Source organism: Paraburkholderia fungorum (genome assembly GCF_900099835.1).
GTDB classification, from domain to species: Bacteria; Pseudomonadota; Gammaproteobacteria; order Burkholderiales; family Burkholderiaceae; genus Paraburkholderia; species Paraburkholderia fungorum_A.
The window spans coordinates 3,287,457-3,308,109 of sequence record NZ_FNKP01000001.1 but is presented as its reverse complement, the minus strand read 5'-3'; the positions used below and the strand labels follow the sequence as shown (position 1 = coordinate 3,308,109).

The 20,653-nt window shown below is 62.7% G+C and carries 19 protein-coding genes and 1 tRNA gene; 7 read left to right on the top strand and 13 right to left on the bottom strand.

Annotation, left to right across the window (positions count from 1 at the left end):
* Positions 1 to 53 precede the first annotated feature (53 nt).
* The 3 genes from BLS41_RS14635 (at position 54) to BLS41_RS14625 (ending at position 3,215) form a co-directional block, all read left to right on the top strand.
* A complete protein-coding gene (locus tag BLS41_RS14635; protein ID WP_074765659.1) occupies positions 54 to 1,430 on the top strand; it encodes an MFS transporter in 1,377 nt (458 codons plus the stop codon).
* A 325-nt stretch (positions 1,431 to 1,755) separates the two neighbouring features.
* Positions 1,756 to 2,583 (top strand): ferritin-like domain-containing protein, encoded by an 828-nt coding sequence (locus tag BLS41_RS14630; protein WP_074765658.1) that lies wholly within the window; start codon positions 1,756 to 1,758, stop codon positions 2,581 to 2,583.
* A gap of 107 nt (positions 2,584 to 2,690) precedes the next feature.
* A complete protein-coding gene (locus BLS41_RS14625; RefSeq protein WP_074765656.1) occupies positions 2,691 to 3,215 on the top strand; it encodes a pyridoxamine 5'-phosphate oxidase family protein in 525 nt (174 codons plus the stop codon).
* A gap of 76 nt (positions 3,216 to 3,291) precedes the next feature.
* Here BLS41_RS14625 and BLS41_RS14620 read toward each other — a convergent pair whose 3' ends face one another.
* From BLS41_RS14620 to BLS41_RS14605, 4 genes are all read right to left on the bottom strand, one after another.
* Positions 3,292 to 4,860 carry a DEAD/DEAH box helicase gene (locus BLS41_RS14620; RefSeq protein ID WP_074765654.1) on the bottom strand — a complete coding sequence of 523 codons (1,569 nt, stop codon included), beginning with the start codon at positions 4,858 to 4,860 and terminating at the stop codon, positions 3,292 to 3,294.
* 213 nt (positions 4,861 to 5,073) lie between these two features.
* A complete protein-coding gene (gene trhA / locus BLS41_RS14615) occupies positions 5,074 to 5,694 on the bottom strand; it encodes a PAQR family membrane homeostasis protein TrhA (protein WP_074765652.1) in 621 nt (206 codons plus the stop codon).
* Positions 5,695 to 5,821: 127 nt separating this feature from the next.
* Entirely contained in the window at positions 5,822 to 7,120 is a 1,299-nt protein-coding gene (locus BLS41_RS14610) for a c-type cytochrome (RefSeq protein WP_074765650.1), read from the bottom strand.
* A 21-nt stretch (positions 7,121 to 7,141) separates the two neighbouring features.
* The gene (locus BLS41_RS14605; RefSeq protein WP_074765648.1) at positions 7,142 to 7,873 is read right to left on the bottom strand and encodes a c-type cytochrome; all 732 of its coding nucleotides are present in this window, start codon (positions 7,871 to 7,873) and stop codon (positions 7,142 to 7,144) included.
* Positions 7,874 to 8,257: 384 nt separating this feature from the next.
* Here BLS41_RS14605 and copC point away from each other — a divergent pair, with 384 nt between their 5' ends.
* Entirely contained in the window at positions 8,258 to 8,635 is a 378-nt protein-coding gene (gene copC / locus BLS41_RS14600) for a copper homeostasis periplasmic binding protein CopC (RefSeq protein ID WP_074765646.1), read from the top strand.
* Positions 8,632 to 9,561 (top strand): CopD family protein, encoded by a 930-nt coding sequence (locus BLS41_RS14595; RefSeq protein WP_074765644.1) that lies wholly within the window; start codon positions 8,632 to 8,634, stop codon positions 9,559 to 9,561. The genes copC and BLS41_RS14595 overlap by 4 nt, the downstream gene beginning before the upstream one ends.
* A gap of 265 nt (positions 9,562 to 9,826) precedes the next feature.
* Here BLS41_RS14595 and BLS41_RS14590 read toward each other — a convergent pair whose 3' ends face one another.
* The 4 genes from BLS41_RS14590 to dgoD form a co-directional block, all read right to left on the bottom strand.
* Positions 9,827 to 10,060, bottom strand: a complete 234-nt coding sequence (locus BLS41_RS14590; protein ID WP_074765642.1) for a YodC family protein — start codon at positions 10,058 to 10,060, stop codon at positions 9,827 to 9,829.
* 42 nt (positions 10,061 to 10,102) lie between these two features.
* A complete protein-coding gene (locus BLS41_RS14585) occupies positions 10,103 to 10,405 on the bottom strand; it encodes a hypothetical protein (protein ID WP_074766548.1) in 303 nt (100 codons plus the stop codon).
* Positions 10,406 to 10,665: 260 nt separating this feature from the next.
* On the bottom strand, positions 10,666 to 11,973 hold the full coding sequence (locus tag BLS41_RS14580; RefSeq protein ID WP_436971984.1) for an MFS transporter: 1,308 nt from the start codon (positions 11,971 to 11,973) through the stop codon (positions 10,666 to 10,668).
* A 151-nt stretch (positions 11,974 to 12,124) separates the two neighbouring features.
* A complete protein-coding gene (gene dgoD / locus BLS41_RS14575; RefSeq protein ID WP_074765636.1) occupies positions 12,125 to 13,273 on the bottom strand; it encodes a galactonate dehydratase in 1,149 nt (382 codons plus the stop codon).
* A 336-nt stretch (positions 13,274 to 13,609) separates the two neighbouring features.
* Here dgoD and BLS41_RS14570 point away from each other — a divergent pair, with 336 nt between their 5' ends.
* Positions 13,610 to 14,287, top strand: coding sequence for a FadR/GntR family transcriptional regulator (locus BLS41_RS14570; protein ID WP_074765634.1), 678 nt, complete (start codon positions 13,610 to 13,612; stop codon positions 14,285 to 14,287).
* Between the two features lie 105 nt (positions 14,288 to 14,392).
* On the opposite strand, the gene BLS41_RS14565 is transcribed toward BLS41_RS14570, so the two are convergent.
* A complete protein-coding gene (locus tag BLS41_RS14565) occupies positions 14,393 to 15,931 on the bottom strand; it encodes a DHA2 family efflux MFS transporter permease subunit (protein WP_074765632.1) in 1,539 nt (512 codons plus the stop codon).
* 137 nt (positions 15,932 to 16,068) lie between these two features.
* Here BLS41_RS14565 and BLS41_RS14560 point away from each other — a divergent pair, with 137 nt between their 5' ends.
* Positions 16,069 to 16,512, top strand: a complete 444-nt coding sequence (locus BLS41_RS14560) for a MarR family winged helix-turn-helix transcriptional regulator (RefSeq protein WP_074765628.1) — start codon at positions 16,069 to 16,071, stop codon at positions 16,510 to 16,512.
* 86 nt (positions 16,513 to 16,598) lie between these two features.
* Here BLS41_RS14560 and BLS41_RS14555 read toward each other — a convergent pair whose 3' ends face one another.
* From BLS41_RS14555 to BLS41_RS14540, 4 genes are all read right to left on the bottom strand, one after another.
* Positions 16,599 to 16,946 carry a hypothetical protein gene (locus tag BLS41_RS14555; protein WP_074765626.1) on the bottom strand — a complete coding sequence of 116 codons (348 nt, stop codon included), beginning with the start codon at positions 16,944 to 16,946 and terminating at the stop codon, positions 16,599 to 16,601.
* Between the two features lie 105 nt (positions 16,947 to 17,051).
* Positions 17,052 to 17,128: transfer RNA gene (locus BLS41_RS14550), tRNA-Met, on the bottom strand.
* A 95-nt stretch (positions 17,129 to 17,223) separates the two neighbouring features.
* Positions 17,224 to 18,882: an MFS transporter gene (locus tag BLS41_RS14545; protein ID WP_074765624.1), complete on the bottom strand. Its 1,659-nt coding sequence runs from the start codon at positions 18,880 to 18,882 to the stop codon at positions 17,224 to 17,226.
* Between the two features lie 218 nt (positions 18,883 to 19,100).
* Entirely contained in the window at positions 19,101 to 20,648 is a 1,548-nt protein-coding gene (locus BLS41_RS14540) for a sensor histidine kinase (RefSeq protein WP_074765622.1), read from the bottom strand.
* Positions 20,649 to 20,653: the final 5 nt, after the last annotated feature.

Sequence of the window (20,653 nt, the reverse complement as noted above, 5' to 3'; positions counted from 1 at the left end):
GGCGCTCACACGCGTCATCAGGCATCAAGCATCAGATAAAAGCAGGAGACATCATGCAAAGCCCCCCGTCGCCACTGGCGGCAGCTTCCCCTCATGCCGCGTCGGCCGCACCGCTTTCTAAAGCGGTAGTGCGGCGGATCGTGTTTTCGTCGTCGGTCGGCAACGCGCTCGAATGGTTCGACTTTCTGGTCTACGGCTATTTCGCGACGATCATCGCCAAACAGTTTTTCCCGATGCAGGACGAGTGGCTCTCGACGCTGCTCGCCATCGCGACCTTCGGCATCTCATTCCTGATGCGCCCGCTCGGCGCCGTGGTGCTCGGCATCTACGGCGACCGCAAGGGCCGCAAGGCAGCGCTGACGCTCGCCATCGCGCTGATGATGGTCGGCACCTTCGCGATGGCGGTGATGCCGCCGTATGCGTCGATCGGTCTTGCCGCGCCGCTGTTGATCCTGCTCGCGCGTCTCGTGCAAGGCTTCGCCGTGGGCGGCGAGTTCGGCAGCGCGACGGCGTTCATGGTCGAACACAGCGCGTCGCGTCGCGGGTATTACGCGAGCTGGCAGTTCGCAAGCCAGGGGCTGGCGGCGATCACCGCCGCTGCTTTCGGCTCGCTGCTGACCGCGTGGCTGCCGCCCGAGCAACTCAATAGCTGGGGCTGGCGGATTCCGTTCGTGTTCGGTTTGCTGGTCGGGCCGGTGGGTTACTACATCCGCTCGCATCTGGACGAAACGCCGGAATTCCTCGCGATGCAAAAGGCGCGTGAAGCCCGCGAAGCGGCCGGCGAGCGGCCAGCCGCGAGTGAGGTGAAGGACGCTTCGTTCGCGAACCAGTGGGTCAACCTGCTGCTCGCGATCGGCATCGTCGCGCAGTCGACGGTCGGCGTTTACGTGTTGCAGCTTTACATGCCAATGTATGCGGTCAAACAGTTGCATATGTCGGCGGCGGCGTCGTTTGCCGTGGTCGTGCTCAACGGCAGCCTGCAGTTCATCCTGTCGCCGGTGATGGGCGCGTTGTCCGACCGCATCGGCCGGATTCGCATCATGCTGACCACGTCGATCCTGATGGGTGTGTTGATTTATCCGATGTTCGCGTGGCTCCAGTCTCATCCGACGATCGGCTCGCTGATGTTGCTCCAGGCTGTCGCCGGTATTTTCAAGGCCGCTTACTCGGGACCGATGCCCGCATTGATGTCCGAAATCTTCCCGACGCAAGTGCGCTCGACCGGTCTTTCGATTGGTTACAGCATCGGCGTGACGATCTTCGGCGGCTTTGCGCCGACGATTGTCGAAACCTTCATCCATTTGACCGGCGACAAACTCGCGCCAAGTTATTACGTACTGCTGGCGGCGGTGCTGTCGGGCATCTCGCTGATCATCGTCGCGTGGCGCATGCGCGGTGTGCGCGTGACGCGAGGCACCCAGCCTGCCTGAAGACGAAGGCCGCAGTTCGCACCACAATCATTACGGGGTGTGACAAACCAGACTCAAGCCAGCTTCCGAGCTGGCTTTTTTTTGCCTGCCGCGCGCGACGTGTGGCGCCAACCGAAGCTTTCTCCTACTTGCAAATTGGAACTGGAACCCTCCGGCATGGTCTGTGCTGGGTTATCTGCAGAGTTGTGAAACACCGGCTAAGATGCAAGATACAAGGGGTTAACTCTAATTCAAGGCGCTGTATCCGACATGGCGAAACGCCTTCGTGCGAGCGGGCGTCACGAACGCGCTCCACGAGTCGGTACGGTTTTCGGAGCAAGACACGATGCACACAGAGCTGAACCATGTCATGCCCTGGCGGATCGAGGACATCGACCTCACCCGCATTGATCGGCAGAAGGCTGTCGCGAATGAAGACCTGCTTTTACTGCTTTGCGCGTCTTCGTTTATTGAAAGCGGCACTGATCTTTACACCAGCAATCTGAGCACTTTTTTCCACGACGACCCTGAAGTTTCTGCCTGGCTCAATCACGAATGGGAGCCGGAAGAAATGCAGCACGGGCGCGCGCTGAAGACATATATCGCGTACGTGTGGCCCGAATTCGACTGGGACACTGCGTTCAGTCAATTCATGGAAGAGTATTCGCTGACCTGCTCGGTGGAAGATTTCGAAAAGACCCGGGCGCTCGAAATGGTCGCGCGCTGCGTGGTGGAAACCGGCACGGCCACGTTGTATCGCGCGATCGGCGAATGTTCAGACGACCCGGTGCTCAAGCAGATCACCGACAACATCCGCACTGACGAAGTCCGTCACTACAAGCACTTTTTCAAGTTCTTCAAGAAGTACAACAAGATCGAAGGCAATGGCCGGCTCGCGGTGCTCGGCGCGTTGATGCGCCGTGTCATGGAAATCAAGAACGAAGATTCGGAGATCGCGTTGCGGCATGTGTTCGCGGTTCGCTATCCTGAACGAATCAACGACTCGGCGTATAACCGCGACCGCGCGGCGCGAATCAATGCGTTGGTGCGGCGCAATCTGTCCGCTGATATGTGCGTGAAGATGCTGCTCAAGCCGCTTGATCTACCGGCGCGGATTCAACCGGGCGTGCACTATCCGCTCGCGAAGATTACGCAGCATGTGTTCTTCCGCTGAGCTTTCGATTTAAACGCGAAGATGAATGACAATGGCCCGCTTCTTCGCGGGCCATTGTTTTTTCGAGGCATGATTGAGCTTCGTCAATTTCAAACCGGATCGATAGCATGAGCGATTCTCCCGCCCCCCAACGTCCGCTCGATCAGCATGTGTTCGATGAATGGCCCGACGCCGTACGCGCGTTATTCGACGGATCGTCGCTTGAAAGCAAGACGGGCTTCACGGCGTCGCTGCTGACGGTGGATGCGAACGGTCATGTGCGGACGTCGTTGCTGGGTGTCGGCGAGTTGTACGCGCCTGATTCGCGCACGCTGTGCTTCGCGTTGTGGCCGCAGGCACGCGCGACGCGCGCGATTGCGCAACACGGCCGCGCCGCGCTGAGCTTCGTTTGCGATGAGGCTTTCTATCAGGTGCAACTGCGGGTCACGCCGCTCGCGGCGGTGACTGGCGACGACAGTGGACTGGTCTATCTGGCCGGTTCGATCGACACAGCGGAGGCGCAGAGCGTGCGATATGCGCGTCTGACGAGTGGTGTGACGTTTGAGCTGGAAGGGGAGAGGAAGGCGGTGCTCGATCGATGGGAACGGCAGATCGAGCACCTGAAACAAGCCGCTGCTGCGGCTGGCCGGTAACGCCAGGCTGACTGGCGACGGCTTAAAGACTTAAGCAGCTTGCCGGGCCTAAGCGTCCCGGCAAGCCTTGAGAGACTTAGCGCCCGCGCTGACCGCTACGGGTCGGCTGACCACCACGCGGCGCGTCGTTACGCGGCTTCGCACCGCCCAGCAACGCACCCGGATTGCTGCCTTGCGGCTTGCCACCCTGCGGCTTGCGCGGCGCATGTTGCGCAGCGCTGCCTTCGTGGGCAACAGCACGCGGCCGATCGTCATGACGCTGACCGTCGCGGCGAGCTTGACCAGCCTGGCCACCATTGCCACCCTGACCGGCTGGCTTCGCACCCTGCGGACGCGGCTGCTGACCATTCGACGGACGTTGTCCCGAACGTTGCGCGGGCTTTGCAGCCGCAGCGCCATCACGCTTCGGCGCACCTTGCCCCTGACGCGGCGAACGACCGCCACCACCGCCACCGCCGCCGCCCTGGCCGCGACGCAGAATCGGCTCCGGCTTCGCGGTCGGGTCCGGTTCGAAACCGGCGATCACTTCTTGCGGCACCGGGCGCTTGATCAGCTTCTCGATGTCCTTCAGCAACTGCAGTTCGTCGACGCAAACCAGCGACACCGCTTCGCCCGTCGCACCGGCACGACCGGTACGGCCGATACGGTGCACGTAGTCTTCCGGCACGTTCGGCAGATCGAAGTTGACCACGTGCGGCAGTTGATCGATATCGATCCCGCGAGCCGCGATGTCAGTCGCGACCAGCACCTGCAGCGTGCCGTCCTTGAACTCGGCCAGCGCGCGCGTACGCGCCGACTGGCTCTTGTTGCCGTGAATCGCAAGCGCGCTGATACCGTCCTTGCTCAGTTGCTCGGCAAGCCGGTTCGCGCCATGCTTCGTGCGCGTGAACACCAGCACCTGGAACCAGTTGTGCTGCTTGATCAGATGCGTGAGCAGCTCGCGCTTCTTGTCGCGGTCGACCGGGTGAATCTTTTGCGCGACCGTTTCCGCCGTCGTATTGCGGCGCGCCACTTCGATCAGCGCCGGCGAGTCGAGCAGGTTGTCGGCGAGTGTTTTGATCTCGTCGGAGAAGGTGGCCGAGAACAGCAGGTTCTGGCGCTTCGGCGGCAGCTTGGCCAGCACACGCTTGATGTCGTGGATGAAGCCCATGTCGAGCATCCGGTCGGCTTCGTCGAGCACGAGAATCTCGAGATGCGACAGGTCGATGGTCTTCTGCTGCATGTGGTCGAGCAAACGGCCCGGCGTCGCGACGACGATGTCCACGCCGCTGCGCAATGCGCCGATCTGCGGATTGATGCCGACGCCGCCGAACATGACCGTCGACTTCAGCTTCAGATACTTGCCATATGCGCGCACGCTTTCCTCGACCTGCGCGGCGAGTTCACGCGTCGGCGTGAGGATCAGCGCGCGCACTGCGCGCTTGCCCGAAGCCGTGGCGACGGCGGGCATCGAATGGAGACGCTGCAGGATGGGCAGCGTGAAACCGGCGGTCTTGCCGGTGCCGGTCTGCGCGCCGGCCAGCAGATCGCCGCCGTTGAGCACAGCCGGGATTGCCTGCGTCTGGATCGGAGTCGGAGTGGTGTAGCCGAGTTCGTTTACAGCGCGGACCAACGGTTCGGACAAGCCGAGGGAATCAAAAGACATAAATGCTCTTTGCAATGCAGTTTCGCGAATGGCACATCTGGGTGCTGGCCGGCATCAATGCCGCATGAACACGCCTGTACGGCATGTTCGAGGCCAAAACCCAGTTCCGTTCGCTGAGAAATCGGCGGCACGCGCAAATGCGTGCCGAATGCTTCAACGCGCTATGCAGACACGTTGACTGGCGTTAAGTTGCATTTCGCCGCCGTGGGGGTGTCACGCGACATAGCGCGCAACACTGACGAATTGACACAGACTGCCTGCCAGAACGAACAGGTGCCAGATACCATGTCCATGCCGGATGCGCTCGTCGTTGATGAAGAAGTAGATGCCGGCGCTGTAGATGACCCCGCCGGCCACGAGCCAGGCGGTACCCGCTGCCGGTAAGGCATGCAGCAGAGGGTGGACGGCAACGAGCGCGAGCCATCCCATCAGGACATACAGCACCATCGAAACGCTGCGGGTGCGTCGCCCGAGCGTCAGTTCCTGCACGATACCGAGGACTGCGAGCCCCCAGCTTACGCCGAATAACGACCAGCCCCATGGCCCGCGCAACGTGACAAGCGTGAACGGAGTGTAGCTGCCGGCGATCAGCAGGTAGATCGCCGAATGGTCGCATTTCTGTAGAACCGCTTTCAGACGCGGGCTGCGCACGCTGTGGTAAAGCGTCGAGATAGCATACAGCACGAACAGCATCGCCCCGTACACGCTGAAGCTGACCACCTTGTACGCGTCGCCGGCGAGCGCGCCCATCGTGACGAGCGCAACAAGCCCAGCCACCGACAGCACGGCGCCGACGAGGTGGGTAATGCTGTTGAAACGCTCACCGACATGCACGGCTCATCCTCCTGCGCGATTTCATAAGGGTAAATACCCACATGATACCGGTCCCGCGACGGTCCTGAAAAAACGAAGGGCGCGGCCGCGTTTCCGCAGGCCGCGCCCCAGGTGCAACTGGCGCTGGTTAGTCGAGCGGCGCCGAACGCAGATCGGACACTTGCTGCGGCGAAACAGGCGTACCGTGGTTGCCCCACGACATACGGATGTACGTCACAACCGCCGCCACTTCCGTGTTCGACAACGCTTGCGCGAACGGCGGCATGCCGTACGGATGCGGGTTGGCTTCCGTGCTCGGCGGATAACCGCCGTTCAGCACCATGCGGATCGGGTTGACCGCCGACGGCATCTGGATCGACTGGTTGTTCGCGAGCGGCGGGAACGCCGGCGGTTGGCCGAGGCCGTTTTCCGCGTGGCATTTCGCGCAGTTGTCAGCGTAGATCTTCTGACCTTGCTTCAACAGTTCGCCGCCGAACTTTTCCGACGTTTCGAGCTGCAGCGGCTCCGGCGCCTCGCTCTTCTGCGGAATCGTCTTCAGATACGTCGCCATCGCCTTGATGTCTTCGTCCGTCATGTATTGCAGGCTGTTGTGAACCACTTCAGCCATCGGACCAAACACTGCGCCGCGGTTCGACACGCCGGTCTTCAGCAGGTCGGCGATGTCCTGGAGTTCCCAGTCGCCTAGACCAGCTTCACGGTTCGACGTAAGCGACGGTGCGTACCAGTTCTGCAGCGGGATCAGGCCGCCGGCGAACGCCGCCGAACTGACCGGACCACCCATTGCGTTGATCGACGTGTGGCACATGCCGCAATGGCCCAAGCCTTCGATCAGGTACGCGCCACGGTTCCACTCGACCGACTTGGTCGGGTCCGGCTTGAATTCGCCTTCACGGAAGAACAGCGTGCGCCAGCCGATCAGCATGTTGCGCTGGTTGAACGGGAATTTGAGTTCATGCGGACGGCTCGGCACGTTGACCGGCGTGACCGAGCGCAGGTACGCGTAGATCGCGTCCGCGTCGGCGCGCGTGACCTTCGTGTAGCTCGTGAACGGGAAGCCCGGATACAGCAGGCTGCCGTCTTTCGAGCGGCCGGTGTGCATCGCGCGGTAGAAGTCGTCCTGGGTCCACTTGCCGATGCCGTACTGGTCGTCGGGTGTGATGTTCGGCGTGAACATCGTGCCGAACGGTGTAGCCATGGGCAGACCGCCGGCAAACTGCTTGCCGCCGCGAACCGTGTGGCAGGCGATACAGTCGCCGGCGCGCGCGAGGTACTCGCCCTTCTTGATCAGGTCGGCCTGGTCGGCGGGCGCTGCTGCCATGGCCTCGCCGCTGTGCATGTGGTCGCCGCCCGACCACAGGACGGGAACGAGTGCGGCGGCCGCGACTACCACGACTGCCGAGAGGGCGAACAAAGACTTGCGTTTCATTTGAATGTCTCTCCCGGCGGCTTATTGAGGTTCGCTGCCGCAGGCAAGCGGAGTCTTCATCGAGCGAGCCGGAGCCGGCACGGGGTTCTGTGGAGCCTGCTGCGTGGCAAGCCACGAAGCGACGGCGTTCACGTCGTCGTCGGTGAGGCGGGTGGCGATGGTGTGCATGCAATCAGGCGCGATGGCATGTCGCGAGCCCGAGCGCCACGCGCCGAGCTGCGCGCTGATGTAGTCGGCGTGCAGGCCAACCAGACCCGGGATAGCCGGCTCCATACCCGTGAGCGCCTTGCCGTGGCAAGCCGCGCAGGCCGGAATCTGTTTTCCTGCGTCGCCGTTCAGCACGATCTGCTGGCCGCGCGCCAGCGTGGCCGACGACACCGTCGGTTTGGCCGGCGGCGGGTAGGGCGGACGCTGTTGCGAGAAGTAAGTGGCGATCTGATGAAGATAGTCGTCCGAAAGGTACGTGACGAGGTAATTCATGGGCGGGTACTTGCGACGCCCTTCGCGGAAGTTCTGCAACTGGTTGAACAGATAGTCGGCCGGCTTGCCCGCGAGGCGTGGGAAGTAGTCGTTGTCGGTGCCTTGACCGTGAGTGCCGTGGCAGGCCGTACACCCTTGCACGCGCGCTGCCATCGTGTCAGGGGCCTTCGGTTGAGTCTGCGCTTTTGCAGCGCTATAGACACCCGCAGAGCCGATCAGCAACAGGGCCAGCAGCGGGCGGAAAAGGCGTCTAGAAGACACGCGTAACTCCATCAGAACGGGGACCTGACCGAACTTCGAGGCGGTTCGGTGTTAAGGGCAGCCGGCGCTGCGGCGACGCAGCATTCTATCATTGGCGACTAATAGTGACTATTTGCCGCAGGAGAGAATGCCCCGGCTGTTACAACCATGCGACAGATTGTCGCGTGAACAGTTTGCAGCCAAGTGTCGCTGCAACGGTACACCCACAGTCTCAATTTTGTCCACGCGATCCATGTTGCAATGGTCGTGCCTTTTGCCGTTCTCAACAATGCGGGTTGAACCGATGCCCGCGAGCGCTATCGAAGCGTACACTTCCGGGCTCGCCGGGCGCTCACCGGTGCGGGTCAGCCCGCGTCGACACTCACTGTTCCCCTGTTCATCAGCTATCGGTATTACATGAAGCTATTCCAATTTTCCCGTTCGGCGCTGCGTGCGTTGATGCTCGGCGCCGCGGCGCTGGTTGTGACGTCCACGGCTTTTGCGCACGCGCATCTGATGTCGAGCGAGCCGGCTGCGAACGCCGAAGTCGCGGCCCCCGCGGCCGTCACGATTCATTTCACCGAGCCGCTCGAACCGGCTTTCAGCAAGATCACTCTCGACGATGCAAACGGCAAGGAAGCGGTGCCCAATGCATCTGAAGTCGATGCGAAGGACGCGAAGGTTATGCGCCTCGCATTGTCGCAGTTGACTGCGGGCCGCTACGCGGTGCATTGGGTTGCGGTTGCCACGGACGGCCACCGTACTCAGGGTGACTTCGCTTTCAACATCAAATGAGCTTCGACGGACTCTGGATCGGGCAGGTCGCCATGGCCGCGCTCATGAATATCGCGTTTGCGTTCGCCGTCGGTTCGGCGCTGCTGGCCGCGTGGCTCGCCAAGGACGCGCAGCAGAAGGTCTCGCCCGCGCGCCTCGCGTGGTTGCGGGCGCAACGTTCCATGCTGATCGCCACCGTCGTGCTGGTGCTCGCGGATCTCGGCTGGCTTCTGTATCAGGCGGCGTCGATGGCCGGCGTCGCGTTGCCCGCCGCTTTCGGCGTGCTGCCCACCGTGCTGACCCAAACGCACGTCGGCTATGGCTGGACCGTCGCGTTCGTCGGTGCGCTGATGTTGCTCGGCACGGCCATGGCCAGCCACACGGGCATGTTGCGCAACGCGCTGCTGTGGCTGGCGGTGATCGTGGTCGCGGCGGGCAAGGCATCGCTCGGTCACGCAGCCGATGCCGGGATCGCCTCGGCGGCGATCGGCATGCAAACGCTGCACGTGCTGGTCACGAGCGTGTGGGGCGGCCTGGCAATCGCGGCGGGGCTGACGGTGCTGCCCGCGCTCGGTACGTCGACGGCGCGCGGCATGTTGATCCGCACGGCGACGCAGGTGTCGAACGTGTCGGTGGTGGCGGTCGTGCTGGTGCTGGTGTCGGGCGTCTTCAACGCGCTGCGTGGTTCGGGTGGATCGCTCGAAGCGATCCAGTTCAGCACCTGGGGACATGTGTTGACGCTCAAGCTCGCGCTGGTCGCGCTGGCGCTTGTGCTTGGCGGTCTGAACCGTTTCTCGGCGCTGCCGCGCCTGCGCCGCACGGCATCGACGATGGACGCGCACACGTTCGTCAACGTGCTGTACCTCGAAGCACTGGCGATGATCGGCGTGTTCGTCGCGGCGGCTGTGCTGTCGCACAGCGTGCCGGCGTTTGCGTCGTTGGGGTAGGAGTAGTTCGCCGGCGTGACGTGACGGGCGTGCCGTGGCGTGTGCTGCATCGCATGCTGCGAAGACCGCGCGCTGCCTCGCGCATGCGCCCGGCATGCATCAATTCTGCAACCGTCACGCGCGTTCACTGCGGCCACGCTGCGCGACACATCTACTCATCCCGCTCCCCGCAGAAGTCACAAGCCAAAAAAAGCGCCGCACGGCAAAAGCCGGCGGCGCAATACACACGGTCGCCTGGCGGTGGCCAGCATCCGTTACTGCCTCTTCAGGCGGCGCGCACGTCGCGTCTCACCCGTTCCAGAGTCTCCTCCGGAAACATTTCCTGTTGCAGTTCGCCTGCGTCGCTGAACCATTGGCAGATCAGCCAGTTGCCCGGTGCGAACAGCACCGGTCCGCTCCATGTCGCGGTCATCGGATGCCCGCCGGACCGGAGCTTCAGAATTTCGCCGGGCCGAAACACCGGTTTGGTCCGGCGGCCGAAAAAGTCGGTCAATCGCATGATCGGCTTCGCGTGGCGACGCGCTTACCGCGCTTACCGCGCTTACTCGACGCCGAGCCGATGTCCGACGATCGGCGCGCAGAACAGCGCGATCGCGCAGCCAGCGGCCTTGCCTTCCAGTTCGGCGCCGGCAGCGCGCGAGCCGTACATATGCGTGAGCAGATCGAAAAGCTGCGGCAGGCAGTACACCACCGCGGCCGCGATAAAGCATTTCTCGATTACCGAGATGCGCCAGCCGCGTTCATAAGCCAGCACCGCGCCGAGTATGCGCAGAACGCCGAACATCACCAGTGCGCCGACAGCGGCCTGTTCGCGGATCAGATAGTCAGGAAGGAATTCGCCCATGATGTTCCCCGGATACATGTTGTTTGCATCCATTTGAGCAAGGAGTGGGCCATGTGTATGTCTGATGCCGAACAAACGGCGCGAAAGCCTTTGTGGGTAAGGCTTTGCGAGGAGCGGTGAGAACCTCGGAGAAGGCCGTGAAACGGGTGTTCCAGTGGCTTTGGTCCGGGATGTTACGTTACTGCGAGCCCCCGCGCGTCACGTCGCCGTAACGCGTGCGAGGGGTCTTAAAACTTCGCAAATGGAGCCGAAAAACGCCCTCAGCGAATCCGCTCGATCTTGCCCACGAGGAACAGATACGACAGCGCGCCGACCACGCCGACCGCGCTCATGAACATCAGCGCGGGCTTGAAGTCGCTATTCCTGACGATGAAGCCGATCACCACCGGCACGCAGATCGACGACAGATTGCCCATCAGGTTGAACATGCCGCCGGTGAGGCCGAGCAACTCCTTCTTCGCCATCGACGACACCAGCACCCACGTGATCGACGAGAAGCCGCTGCCGAAGAAAGCGATCGCCATGAACAGGATCACCATCGCCGGCGTCTCGACATAGTTCGCGCCGACGATCGCCGTGGACAGCAGCAGCCCCGTCACGATCGGCACCTTGCGCGCGACCGTGGCCGACACGCCGCGCCGGATCATCCAGTCCGACAGCAGCCCCGAACCGAGGATGCCGACGAACGCGGCGAGAAAAGGCACGGCTGCCATGAAGCCGACCTTCAGGAAGTCCATGTGCCGGTACTTGACCAGGTAGGTCGGGAACCAGGTCAGGAAGAACCAGAGCGTCGACGTCACCGCGATCTGGCCGATGTACACGCCCCACAGCTTGCGGTTGCCGAGCACGGCACGCCAGTCGGCGGCGGTGTAGCGGGTGCGGCCTTGACGCGGGTTGCCCGACGCGCCCGATCCGCTCAGGTCGACCAGGCCGCCGCCCGCGCGAATCATGTCGAGTTCGGCCTCGTTGATCCCGCTGGCTTCAGACGGCTCGCGATACAGCGCATACCAGACCAGCCCCCATACGACGCCGATCGCGCCCGTCAGGAAGAACACGCCTTGCCAGCCGAAATGTTGCTGTGTCAGCACGAGCGCAGGCGTCAGGAATGCCAGGCCGACGTACTGGCCGGACGTATAGCTGGCAATGGCGCGGGCGCGCTCGCTATCGGGAAACCAGGTCGTGACGACGCGGTTGAGCGTCGGATAGGCGGGCGCTTCGAGTGCACCGAGCAGCACGCGCAGTGACAGCAGCACCGCGAACGCGCTCGCGAAGCCTTGCAGGATCGTCGCGAGCGACCAGAGTCCGATGACCAGCGCGAGCAGAAGCCGCGGACGCGTCCGGTCGACCAGCATGCCGCCGGGAATCTGCAGCAGCGCATACGACCAGCCGAACGCGGAGAACACCAGGCCCATTTGCGCAGGGTCGAGTTGCAAGTCTTGCGCGATGGCGGTGGCGGCGATCGACAGATTGCTGCGGTCGAGATACGTGATGACCACGGTGATGAACAGCATGGCGAGCAGGCGATGGCGCTTGCCGGTCGCCTGCATCTGGATGTGGGTTGTCTCCACTGAGGTGAGCCTCTTGATGTTATTTCTGGCGGCGCTCACGGTCGCTGCAAACGGAATCGCTCGCGGGTTGAAACGCGGTGCGAAGCGTGTTGCCGACCGCCTCGCGCGATAAAAGCGAAACGCCGCCCGCAGGCGGCGTTGGTTCAGGCGATTACCATTCGGCGACGCTGCCGTCCTCATGGCGCCACACCGGATTGCGCCAGCGATGGCCGACCTTGGCCATCTCGCGCACCTTCTCTTCGTTGACCTCGATCCCAAGGCCCGGGCCTTGCGGAATCGACACGAAGCCGTCTTCGTACTTGAAGACTTCCGGGTTCTTGATGTAGTCGAGCAGGTCGTTGCCCTGGTTGTAGTGAATGCCCAGGCTCTGTTCCTGGATGAACGCGTTGTAGCTCACCGCATCGATCTGCAGGCAGGTGGCGAGCGCGATCGGCCCGAGCGGGCAGTGCAGCGCGAGCGCGACGTCGTACGCTTCGGCCATCGACGCGATCTTGCGGCACTCGGTAATGCCGCCCGCGTGCGACGCGTCCGGCTGGATGATGTCGACGTAACCGCCCGACAGGATGTGCTTGAAGTCCCAGCGCGAATAAAGGCGCTCGCCCAAAGCGATCGGCGTGTTGGTCTGATTCACGATGTCACGCAATGCTTCCGCGTTTTCCGACAGCACCGGCTCTTCGATGAAGAGCAGCTTGTACGGGTCGAGTTCCTTGGCCAGCACCTTCGCCATCGGCTTGTGCACACGGCCGTGGAAGTCCACGCCGATGCCGATGTTCGGGCCCACGGCCTCGCGCACCGCCGCCACGTTGTTGATGACGCCCTGCACCTTGTCGAAGGTGTCGATGATCTGCAGTTCTTCCGAGCCGTTCATCTTCACGGCCTTGAAGCCGCGTTCGACCACGGCGCGCGCGTTGTTTGCGACGTCGCTCGGACGATCACCGCCGATCCACGAATACACCTTGATTTTGTCGCGCACCTGGCCGCCCAGCAGCGCGTGAATCGGCACGCCGTGGTGCTTGCCCTTGATGTCCCACAGTGCCTGGTCGACGCCGGCGATTGCGCTCATCGTGATCGGGCCGCCACGGTAGAAGCCGGCGCGGTACATGACCTGCCAATGGTCTTCGATCAGCAGAGGGTCTTTGCCGATCAGGTAATCGGACAGTTCTTCGACCGCCGCCGCGACTGTATGCGCGCGGCCTTCGACGACCGGTTCGCCCCAGCCGACGATACCTTCGTCAGTCTCGATCTTCAGGAAGCACCAGCGCGGTGGGACGATGAAGGTTTCGAGCTTGGTGATTTTCATGGTGTATGTCTCCTGTGTCGGCCGGAGTTAGCGCTTTAGCGCTTACTCCGGCCCCATGCCTGTGGTAAGTCGGCCGGAGTTAGCGCTTTTGCGCTTACTCCGGCCCCATGCCTGTGGCAAGTCGGCCGGAGTTAGCACTTCAGCGCTAATTCCGGCCCCATGGCTATGGCCGGTTGATAAGAGTCGGCGCTTCGCGCCTGCGAAGATTCGAGGATTCTTATGCTACAACAAAATCCCCCATAAATACTATTAATAGTATTATTCGCCAAATAGTGGCCAGCACACGCTGCCTCCAATCTCAGACCAACCCCCAAATCGGTACGCCGGGAGAAAGCTATTCAGCACGATCTGCATGGGCGCGTCGCCCATTTGCTGGCCACCGCGATTCTGCGCGGCGACTACGCGCCCGAGTCGATCCTGCCGCGCGAGGCGGAGTTAATGGAGACATTCGGCGTGAGTCGCACGGTGTTGCGCGAGGCGCTGCGCACGCTGACGTCGAAAGGGCTGATCGAATCGCGTCCGCGGGTGGGCACGCGCGTGCGGCCGAAGCCCGCGTGGAATCTGCTCGATGTCGACGTGCTTGACTGGTATTCGCGGGTGGCCGAGCCGATGGCGTTTGCGCTGAAGCTGCAGGAAATGCGCGAGATGATCGAGCCTTACGCAGCGGGGCTGGCTGCGTCCTCGTACTCGGACGACACGTTCCGCGCGCTGGAGTCCGCCCATGCTGCGATGGTCGGCGCGCGCAACGTCGACGAATGGGTGCGTGCCGATCTGCAATTCCATTTGAGCGTGCTCACCGCGTGCAGCAACGAGTTGCTGATTCCGTTGGGTACGCTGATCGAGCGAACGCTGGAGGCGCAACTTCGGTTGAATGCGAAGCGCGCGGATGTGTTCAATGCGTCGCTGGCTGAGCATACGGCGGTGTTCGAAGCGATTCGCACACGGGATGCGGACGCGGCGAGGGCGGCAATGGCGGGGTTGTTAGGTGTGACGCGTGGGCGGATCGAGGGGTAGGGAAGGACAGCAGCGCTGACGTCGGTCGGGCTATTGAAGCGTGCCAGGCAAAACCGGGCCACACGCCGCCAATCCCGGATTTGCCCCACGGCTCGCTTCCTCCGCTCAATCCATCGCCGCATGCGCCACCGATGCATCCGGCGCCCTATGCGCGGGCCGGATCAGCAGCAATAGCGGAATCACCAGAAGCGTCGCCAGGAACATCAACTTGAAGTCGTTCAGATACGCGATCATCGACGCCTGCTGCGTAATCGACACGTTCAGTACCGCGAGGTCGTAATTCGAGCCGCTGTTCAGCATCGGCTGGACCGCCGGATTGAACGGCGTGATGTTCGCGGCAAGGTCGGCATGCGAAATCTGTGTGTTGCGCGTCATCAGCGTCTGCACAATCGAAATGCCGATACTGCTGCCGATATTGCGCATCAGGCTATAAGTCGCCGTGCCGTCCGCGCGCAACGCGGGCGTGAGCGTCGAGAACGTGAGCGCGCTCAGCGGCACGAATACCAGACCCAGCCCGAAGCCCTGAATCACGCCGGGCCACACGATATCCGATGCCGACAGCACGATCGTGTAATGCATCATCTGCCAGAGCGCGAACGCCGAAATCACGAAGCCGGACAGCAACAGCAGCCGCGCGTCGACATGCTTCAGCAGGCGCCCCGCGAACAGCATTGCGATCATCGTGCCCGCCCCGCTCGGCGCGGTGACGAGGCCGGTAGTGGCGACCGGATAGTTCATCAGGTTCTGCAGCATCGGCGGCAATAGCGCGCGCGTCGCGTACATCACCGCCCCGATCACGAAGATGAAGAACGTGCCGGTCGCGAAATTGCTGTCCTTCAGCAGCTTGTATTTGAAGAACGACTTTTCGCCGACCGTCGCCGTGTGCACGAGGAAAAACGCAAAACTGAGCGACGCCAGCAGCGCCTCGATGACGATTTCGGTCGAACTGAACCAGTCGAGCTGCTCGCCGCGATCGAGCATCGCCTGCAACGCGCCGATCGCCAGGCCGAGCGTGATGAAGCCGAACGCGTCGAACTTCACGTCGTGTTTCGGCTCGCGGCTCGGCAGGAAGGTCGCCACGCCGAACAGCGCGAACGCACCGATCGGCACGTTGATAAAGAATACCCAGCGCCAGTTGTAGCTGTCGGTCAGCCAGCCGCCGAGCGTCGGCCCGAGAATCGGCCCGACCATCACGCCCATACCCCACACGGCCATCGCCTGGCCCTGCTTTTCGCGCGGATTGATGTCGAGCAGGATCGACTGCGACAGCGGCACCAGCGACGCCCCGAAAACGCCTTGCAGCAAACGCGACGCGACGATTTGCGTCAGCGTTTCCGACAAACCGCACAGCGCCGACGACACCGTGAAGCCGCCGATCGCGACGATCAGCAGCCGCTTGACGCTGAGCCGGTCCGACAGCCAGCCCGTGAGCGGCGTGGCAATGGCTGCGGCGACGATGTACGACGTGAGAACCCAGGTGATTTCATCCTGCGACGCGGATAGCGTGCCCTGCATGTGCGGCAGCGCGACGTTGGCGATCGTGCTGTCGAGCGTCTGGATCAGCGTCGCGAGCATGATCGAGAGGGTGATCATCGGCCGGTTGAGGGGCGCGGTTGCGCTCGCAGGCGTGGTGGCGGATGACATGGCTGGGCGGGGTCGTCGATATAGTAAGCATGCTTAGTATATGAGCGCTGCAAATCCTCGCAATCGGGATTTATGCGGAGACTGAATAACGCATGCTCCGATGCTGACGGTTCGGAGCGCGCTCGTATAATTCGCGCATGAAAACCCAACTCGAAGAGCGCTTCGGCTTTCTGATTTCCGACGTCGGCCGCCTGACTGGCAAGCGTTTCGACGATCTCGCGAAGTCCTCGGTCGATCTGACGCGCGCGCAGTGCCGCGTGCTGGCCTACCTCGCGCATTACGGCGACGTCAACCAGGCGCGTCTCGCTGATTTACTCGAAGTCGCGCCGATTTCGGCGGGCCGTCTGGTGGACCGGATGGTGGAGGGCGGCTGGATCGAGCGGGTGGCGAATCCGCAGGATCGCCGGGAACATCAGGTGCGGATGACGCCGAAGGCCGAGCGGACGCTCGGCACGGCGCGCAAGGTGGGCGACGAGGTTGCGCTCGAAGCGCTCGACGGTTTCAGCGATGAAGAAGCGAAGCAGCTGATCGCGCTATTGCAGCGCGTGCGCGGGAATTTGAGCCGTCTTGTCGACAGGTGACGCGTCGATCGATGCGCGTGCGTTCGTGGCCTGCGCCGCTCGGGGCGCAGGTCGTGCGGCCAAGGCAAACCAATGCCGCCAGGCGGTTATTTCGAATCCGTGCCCGAAGCCGCCCCTGACGGCGGAACCAGTTCATAGCAGGCGGGCGACGCCGCGGCTCGCGCCTTCGCATCCGTTTGCTGCGGGTCGATACATTTGAACGCGCTCTGATCGCGCTGGACGAAAATCGTGTCGCCCGGTCCGCTGCTGCTTTGCGCGTTGTTCACCACGGCGACGATCTTGTAGCCATCCTGAAGCAGCGTCGACAACGTAAGCGGCGAACTGCGCCACTGGTTGTCAGCCGTGGACTGCGCGTGGACGGTGAGCGCGGAAGCCGCGCCGAATAGCGTGATCGAGACGGTAGCCGCGGCAAGCGCGGCGGTGCGGAACGTCATCAAGAAACCTCCTTGAAGTTGCAGAGTCGTTGCGGTTTTCGAAAGCCGGACGGCCAAAACAAAAAAGCCGCTGAACCTTGCGGATCAGCGGCTTTTTCTTGCAACTGGTGGCGAATCAGGGACTCGAACCCCGGACCTGCGGATTATGATTCCGTCGCTCTAACCAACTGAGCTAATTCGCCGAAAGAAGCGAGATTATGCAGGGCGAACTGAGGGTCGTCAACCCCCAGTTCGCAATTTTTTTAAAATGCTTCGGCCATCAGGCGCGCGAGGGGTGTCAGTCCTTCGCGTAGATGTCCGAGTCCTTGGTCTCCTTGACGAACAGCATCCCGATCACGAAGGTGATAAGCGCAATCACGATCGGATACCACAGCCCCGAGTAGATGTTGCCTTTGGTCGCCACAATCGCGAACGCGGTGGCCGGCAGGAAGCCGCCGAACCAGCCATTGCCGATGTGATAGGGCAGCGACATCGACGTATAGCGGATTCGCGTCGGGAACATCTCCACCAGCATCGCCGCAATCGGCCCGTAGACCATCGTCACGTAGATCACGAGGATCGTCAGGATCACCACGCTCATCGGCCAGTTGATCTGCGATGGATCGGCCTTTGGCGGATAGCCCGCGCCCTTCAGTGTCGCGGCGAGGGTTTTGTCGAACGCCTTGCCTTGCTCTTTCGCGTCGGCGGCGCGGCCGTTGAACGTGTTGACCACCGTGTCGCCGACCTTGATCTGCGCAATCGTCCCGGCTGGCGCCGCGACGTTCTCGTAGTTCAGGCCGGCTCTGGACAGCGCGCCCTTGGCGATATCGCAGGAACTCGTAAACTTCGCCGTGCCGACCGGGTTGAACTGGAACGAGCACTCGGCCGGGTCCGCGATCACGACGATCGGGGCGCGCGCGGTTGCGGCTTCCAGCGCCGGGTTGGTGAAGTGTGTGAGCGCCTTGAACAGCGGGAAGTAGGTGAGCGCGGCGATCAGCAGGCCCGCCATGATGATCGGCTTACGGCCAATCCTGTCCGACAGCGAGCCGAAGAACAGGAAGAACGGCGTGCCGATCAGCAGCGCGATCGCGATCATGATGTTGGCGCTGCTGCCGTCGACCTTCAGCGTCTGCGTCAGGAAGAACAGCGTGTAGAACTGACCCGTGTACCAGACCACGGCCTGGCCGGCGGTCAGGCCGATCAGCGCAAGAATCACGATCTTCAGGTTCTTCCATTGTCCGAACGCTTCAGACAGCGGCGCCTTCGACGTCTTGCCTTCAGCCTTGATGCGCTCGAACACCGGCGATTCATGCAGTTGCAGACGAATCCACACCGACACCGCCAGCAGCAGGATCGACACGATGAACGGAATGCGCCATCCCCATGCGCCGAACGAATCTTCGCCCATGGCCGTGCGCACGCCGAGAATCACCAGCAGCGACAGGAACAGGCCGAGCGTGGCGGTCGTCTGGATCCACGCGGTATAGAAGCCGCGGCGTCCCGGCGGCGCGTGTTCGGCCACGTAGGTTGCAGCACCGCCGTACTCGCCGCCGAGCGCGAGGCCTTGCAGCATCCGCATTGCAATGAAGATCACCGGCGATGCAATGCCGATCGACGCATAACCCGGCAGAAAGCCGACCAGGAAGGTCGAAAGACCCATGATCACGATCGTCACGAGGAACGTGTATTTGCGTCCGACCATGTCGCCGAGTCGCCCGAACACGATCGCGCCGAACGGCCGGACCGCGAAACCCGCGGCAAAGCTGAGGAGCGTGAAGATGAACGCGGCGGTCGGATTGACGCCCGAGAAGAAGCTCTTGCTGATGAAGGCCGCGAGCGAGCCGGCCAGATAGAAGTCGTACCACTCGAAAACCGTACCCAGCGACGATGCGAAGATCACCCGCTTCTCATCGTGCGTCATCGGCACGTGCGAGATTTGCCCGCCAACGGTAGCCATATGTCGTCTCCAATATTGATATGCACGCGGTTCGCCGGTGAAGGCGTTCCCGTGAAGCCGATTATTGGAGTGGAAACTTACGGCGTACTGACGTGCCGGGGTGAAAAGGTGCGCGGGCTAATGAAGTTGGTTTTCTGTCATTTGTCGCTAAGTTGACCGCAAAAAGTCGCTAACCTTCGGCTATTTTCTCTCAAAGTCGATGCGCTGGAGTTGATCCGTCAGCCGCCGTTAGGGTAAGTCCCGCCCCGCTGGTGTTCATGCAAACTGACGCGTACGAGCGTTCCGGCCAGCCTCGGCGACTGTTGGTAGACGTTGTCGTCGATGGTCAGCTCGCCGCCGTGCATCGTCGCAATTTCGCGGACGATCGCGAGTCCCAATCCGCTGCCATCCCCTTCACGGCCGAGAATCCGGTAGAAACGCTCGATCACCCGCGAGCGCTCGGCGACCGGAATGCCCAAGCCGGTATCTTCGACTTCCAGATGCACGAGCCGAGCCGCCACGTCATGCCGGACCCGGACCGTGATGCGCCCGCCGGGCGGCGTGTAGCGGATCGCGTTGTCAATCAGGTTCGACAGCATTTCGCGCAGCATGACCGGGTTGCCGTCCACCTCGACCGGCTCGTCGGGAGCTTCGTAGCCGAGATCCATCTGCCTCGCGAGCGCTGCCGGCACCCACTCGCGTACCGCGCTGCGCGCCACCTCGGTCACTTCGACCGGCGTGAAAATCTGCCCGGACATGCGGTTTTCCGCGCGAGCCAGCGCCAGCAACTGCGTGACGAGCCGCGCCGCCTGTTCCGAACTGGTGGCGATCTGCTCGAGCGAGCGGTGCACTTCCGCCGACGCATCCTGACGCAGCGCCAATTCCGCCTGCGTGCGCAAACCGGCCAGTGGCGTTTTCATCTGATGCGCGGCATCGGCGATAAAACGCTTTTGCAACTCCATGTTCTGTTCGAGGCGCGTCAGCAGATCGTTGAACGACGTCACCAGCGGCTCGATTTCCGGCGGCGCGCGGCGCGCTTCGAGCGGCGACAGATCATCCGGCCGACGTGCGCGGATGTGCGCCTGTAGCGCGTGCAGCGGCGCCAGTCCGCGCGAAAGGCCGAACCAGACGAGCAGGATCGCGAGCGGCAGGATCACGAACTGCGGCAGGATCACGCCCTTGATGATGTCGTTGGCAAGCTCGCTGCGCTTGTCGAGCGTTTCGGCGACCTGCACCAGTACAGGCTGCGCGCCGGGCGTCTGCGGAAATTCGACGGTCGTGTAGGCAACGCGGATGTCGTTGCCGCGCAGCACGTCGTCGCGGAATTCGACGATGCCCGGCTGTGGCCGGTCCTCTTCGTGCGGCAGCGGCATGTCGCGCTCGCCGCTTACCAGTTCGCCGCGCGTGCCGAGCACCTGATAGAACACGCTGTCTACATTGTCGGCGCGCAGAAAATCGCGGGTGGAGTCGGGCAGCGACAATTCCGCCACACCGTTGATCGGGTGAATCTGGCGGGCGAGCACGTACGCGTCGGTTTCGAGCGCGCGGTCGAACGGCCCGTTCGCAATCGACTTCGCTACCAGATAGGTGATGGCCAGGCTCATCGGCCAGAGCAGCAGCAGCGGCGCGAGCATCCAGTCGAGAATCTCGCCGAACAGCGAGCGGGGACGGGCTTCGGCGGCGGCTTCGGTTTCGTCGGGCGGGGCGAACGGGTTGGCGTAGCGCTCGTCGCGCACTTCGTCGAGATCCGCCGCGTGCGCCGGAGCGCGGTCTGCGCGTGCGGACATGGGCG

Excerpts from the sequence above, each read along its gene's own strand:
- BLS41_RS14610 (WP_074765650.1), bottom strand. The coding sequence starts at position 7,120 with ATGAAACGCAAGTCTTTGTTCGCCCTCTCGGCAGTCGTGGTAGTCGCG.
- dgoD (WP_074765636.1), bottom strand. The coding sequence starts at position 13,273 with ATGAAAATCACCAAGCTCGAAACCTTCATCGTCCCACCGCGCTGGTGC.
- BLS41_RS14635 (WP_074765659.1), top strand. The coding sequence starts at position 54 with ATGCAAAGCCCCCCGTCGCCACTGGCGGCAGCTTCCCCTCATGCCGCG.
- BLS41_RS14555 (WP_074765626.1), bottom strand. The coding sequence starts at position 16,946 with ATGACGTTCCGCACCGCCGCGCTTGCCGCGGCTACCGTCTCGATCACG.
- BLS41_RS14565 (WP_074765632.1), bottom strand. The coding sequence starts at position 15,931 with ATGTCATCCGCCACCACGCCTGCGAGCGCAACCGCGCCCCTCAACCGG.
- BLS41_RS14605 (WP_074765648.1), bottom strand. The coding sequence starts at position 7,873 with ATGGAGTTACGCGTGTCTTCTAGACGCCTTTTCCGCCCGCTGCTGGCC.
- BLS41_RS14540 (WP_074765622.1), bottom strand. The coding sequence starts at position 20,648 with ATGTCCGCACGCGCAGACCGCGCTCCGGCGCACGCGGCGGATCTCGAC.
- BLS41_RS14625 (WP_074765656.1), top strand. The coding sequence starts at position 2,691 with ATGAGCGATTCTCCCGCCCCCCAACGTCCGCTCGATCAGCATGTGTTC.
- copC (WP_074765646.1), top strand. The coding sequence starts at position 8,258 with ATGAAGCTATTCCAATTTTCCCGTTCGGCGCTGCGTGCGTTGATGCTC.
- BLS41_RS14590 (WP_074765642.1), bottom strand. The coding sequence starts at position 10,060 with ATGCGATTGACCGACTTTTTCGGCCGCCGGACCAAACCGGTGTTTCGG.
- BLS41_RS14620 (WP_074765654.1), bottom strand. The coding sequence starts at position 4,860 with ATGTCTTTTGATTCCCTCGGCTTGTCCGAACCGTTGGTCCGCGCTGTA.
- BLS41_RS14545 (WP_074765624.1), bottom strand. The coding sequence starts at position 18,882 with ATGGCTACCGTTGGCGGGCAAATCTCGCACGTGCCGATGACGCACGAT.
- BLS41_RS14560 (WP_074765628.1), top strand. The coding sequence starts at position 16,069 with ATGAAAACCCAACTCGAAGAGCGCTTCGGCTTTCTGATTTCCGACGTC.
- BLS41_RS14630 (WP_074765658.1), top strand. The coding sequence starts at position 1,756 with ATGCACACAGAGCTGAACCATGTCATGCCCTGGCGGATCGAGGACATC.
- BLS41_RS14585 (WP_074766548.1), bottom strand. The coding sequence starts at position 10,405 with ATGGGCGAATTCCTTCCTGACTATCTGATCCGCGAACAGGCCGCTGTC.
- BLS41_RS14595 (WP_074765644.1), top strand. The coding sequence starts at position 8,632 with ATGAGCTTCGACGGACTCTGGATCGGGCAGGTCGCCATGGCCGCGCTC.